The sequence below is a fragment of the Archangium sp. genome (genome assembly GCF_036389735.1).
Taxonomy (GTDB): Bacteria; Myxococcota; Myxococcia; order Myxococcales; family Myxococcaceae; genus Archangium.
In genome coordinates, this window is sequence record NZ_DASVWK010000111.1 from 1 (window position 1) to 2819 (window position 2819).

At 71.1% G+C, this 2819-nt stretch carries 3 protein-coding genes and 1 pseudogene; 3 read left to right on the top strand and 1 reads right to left on the bottom strand.

Going from position 1 to position 2819, the window contains the following annotated elements:
• The first annotated feature begins 9 nt into the window (after positions 1–9).
• Genes VF794_RS04345 through VF794_RS04355 form a run of 3 tightly spaced genes read left to right on the top strand, consistent with a single transcriptional unit; the run spans position 10 to position 2596 of the window.
• A complete protein-coding gene (locus VF794_RS04345) occupies positions 10–468 on the top strand; it encodes a histidine phosphatase family protein (protein ID WP_331107912.1) in 459 nt (152 codons plus the stop codon).
• Positions 469–470: 2 nt separating this feature from the next.
• Entirely contained in the window at positions 471–1523 is a 1053-nt protein-coding gene (locus VF794_RS04350) for an imelysin family protein (RefSeq protein WP_331107910.1), read from the top strand.
• An 8-nt stretch (positions 1524–1531) separates the two neighbouring features.
• Positions 1532–2596, top strand: coding sequence for an NAD(P)H-dependent flavin oxidoreductase (locus VF794_RS04355; RefSeq protein ID WP_331107911.1), 1065 nt, complete (start codon positions 1532–1534; stop codon positions 2594–2596).
• On the opposite strand, the pseudogene VF794_RS04360 reads toward VF794_RS04355, so the two are convergent.
• A pseudogene (locus tag VF794_RS04360) lies at positions 2589–2819 on the bottom strand (hybrid sensor histidine kinase/response regulator); the annotation flags it as partial. The gene VF794_RS04355 and the pseudogene VF794_RS04360 overlap by 8 nt on opposite strands.

A 2819-nucleotide genomic window follows, 5' to 3' on the forward strand; every position in this document is an offset into this window, starting at 1 on the left:
CGAGAGGCCCTGCGCCGCTGGAACTTCTCCGCCGTCTGGACGAGCCCCTTGAGCCGCGCGAGCGAGACGAGCGCCCTGGCCGGCTACGGGGAAGTGGCCGAGCTGCGCGCGGACCTGATGGAGTGGGACTACGGCACCTTCGAGGGCAAGACGAAGGACGAGATCCGCGCCACCAGTCCGAACTGGACGCTGTGGACCGACGGCGTGCCGTGCGGTGAGACGGCTCGGGACGTGGGCGCGCGCGCGGACCGCGTCATCTCCGAGGCCCGCTCCGTGGAGGGCAACGTGCTCGTCTTCGCCCACGGCCACCTGCTGCGGGTGCTCACCGCGCGCTGGCTGGGGTTGCCCCCCACCGAGGGACGCCTCTTCACGCTGGGCACCGCCTCCATCAGCGTGCTCGGCTTCGACAGCGACGGGGACCAGCCCGTCCTCCAGCTCTGGAACGACACCACCCACCTGCGCGGCTGAGCATGAGTCCCTTCCGGCGCCGTCTCCTTCCCGCCATCTTCCTGCTGTCGCTCGCCCTGGCGAGCTGCCTCTACTCCCAGGGCACCACCCTGCGCTCCGCCTTCCTGAAGGAGCTGGGCACGGACCTCATCCTCCCCGCGTACCAGGAGCTCGACACCCGCTCCGAGGCGCTGGCCGGTGCGCTCGCGACGCTGGAAGCCTCGCCCTCCAGGGCCACCCTCACCGAGGCCCAGTCCGCCTGGCGGACCGTCCGCTTTCCGTGGGGATTCCTGGAGGCCCTCCACCTCGGTCCTTCGGAGGAGTTGCACACGGGCGCCGCCATGAATCAGGTGCCTGGCACGACGGACATCGACACCCTGCTCGCGGGGAATGCACCCCTCGACGAGACCTCCGTCGCTCAACTCGGCGCGAACCTCAAGGGCATGCTGGCCATCGAGTACGTGCTCTTCGACGCGGAGGCCGGCAACGAGGCCGTGCTCTCACGCCTCACCACCGGAGACGCGGGCGCACGCCGCCGGGCGTACTTGAAGGCGCTCGGGGCGGTGCTGCACGCGGATGCCAGGGCCGTGCGCGCCGCCTGGGAGCCCGAGCAGGGCAACTATCTCGCGCAGCTCTCCAACGCGGGGAGCGAGGGGAGCCGGTACGCCACCCAGCAGGAGGCGTTGGACGAGGTGGTCCACCGGCTCATCTCCAGCGTGGAGGAAGCGGAGTTGAAGCTGTCGCCCGAGCTGGAGGCGACGCGGCACGGCGATAACTCGCTGGAGGACCTGGAGAGCACGCTGCGGGGAATGGAATACGTGTGGCACGGGCTGAATGGGGACGGAGGGCTGTCGAGCCTCGTCTCCGCCACCAACAAGAGTCTGGACAAGACGGTTCGTGAGGAGCTCGCGCTGGTGCGCCTGGCCCTGGTGTCCATTCCCCCGCCGCTGCGCACGGCGCTGAGGAACAACCCCGCGTCCGTGGAGAAGACGCGAGCCGCCTTCTCCAACCTCCGAGCCACCCTGGCCACCAAGGTGGTGGCGAACCTGGAAGTCACCCCACCAGCGGCTCCATGAGGCCCTACATGACTGTTCCCAACGCATGGCGCCAGCTTTCGGTCTGGCTCGGAATCAAGCACCCCATCATCCAGGCGCCGATGGCCGGGGGCGGAATCACGACGCCGGAGCTGGTCGCCGCCGTGTCGAACGCGGGCGGGCTGGGCTCCATCGGGGCCGCCTACATGAAGCCCGAGGAGATCGTGCAACTCGCGCGACGGGTGCGTGAGCTCACCGACCGGCCCTACGCCATCAACCTCTTCGCGCCCCAGCCGCCCCCCGGTGACGTCGACCCGAGCCGGATGCTGGCGCTGCTCGCCCGCTACCACCAGGAGCTCGGGCTCCCGCCGCCGACGCCTCCGGCCTCCCCGTTTCCCTCCTTCGAGGAGCAGGTGGACGCCATCGTGGAGAGCGGGGCCCGCGCCTTCAGCTTCACCCTGGGGATTCCGCCCGACGCGGTGCTCGAGCGGCTGAGGGCGCGCAGGGTGGTGCTCATGGGGACCGCCACGACCGTGCGAGAGGCGAAGCTGCTCGAGGAGGCCCGGGTCGACATCATCGTCGCGCAGGGCAGCGAGGCGGGCGGACACCGGGGCACCTTCGCGGAGCCCTTCGAGGCCGGAATGGTGGGCACCCTGGCGCTGGTCCCCCAGGTGGTCGACGCGGTGCGCATCCCGGTGGTGGCGAGCGGAGGCATCATGGACGGGCGGGGGGTCGCCGCCGCGCGCGTGCTCGGGGCCAGTGGAGCGCAGCTCGGCACGGCCTTCCTGACCTGCCCCGAGTCGGGTGCCGCTCCCGCCTACAAGGCGGCGATCCGCGCGGCCCGGGACGACATGACGGTGGTGACCCGAGCCCTCTCCGGTCGCCCGGCGCGAGGCCTCGCCAACACCCTCACGGAGGAGCTGAAGGACCTGGAGGTGCTCCTCCCCTACCCGCTTCAGCACTCGGCCACGAGTCCACTGCGCGGCGCCGCGGCGGCCCAGGGCGACCCCCGCTTCATGACGCTCTGGTCGGGGCAGGCCGCGGCGCTGTCTCGTGCCATTCCCGCCGCGGAGCTGGTGCGGGAGCTGGTCGAGGAGTCCGAGCGCCTCAGGTAGCGTCCGGACGCCCTCGCGGCAGCGTCTCGAGGAAAGCGTTCAGGGCGTCGATGTCGATGGGCTTCACGAAATGGTGGCGGAAACTCGCCGCCCGGCTGCGGTCACGGTTGCCCTCCTGGCCGTAGCCCGTGAGCGCGGCGAAGACGGGGCTCTCCTCCCCCAGCCGCTCCCGGATGCACTCGGCGAGCTCGTACCCATCCATGTCGGGCAAGCCGATGTCGAG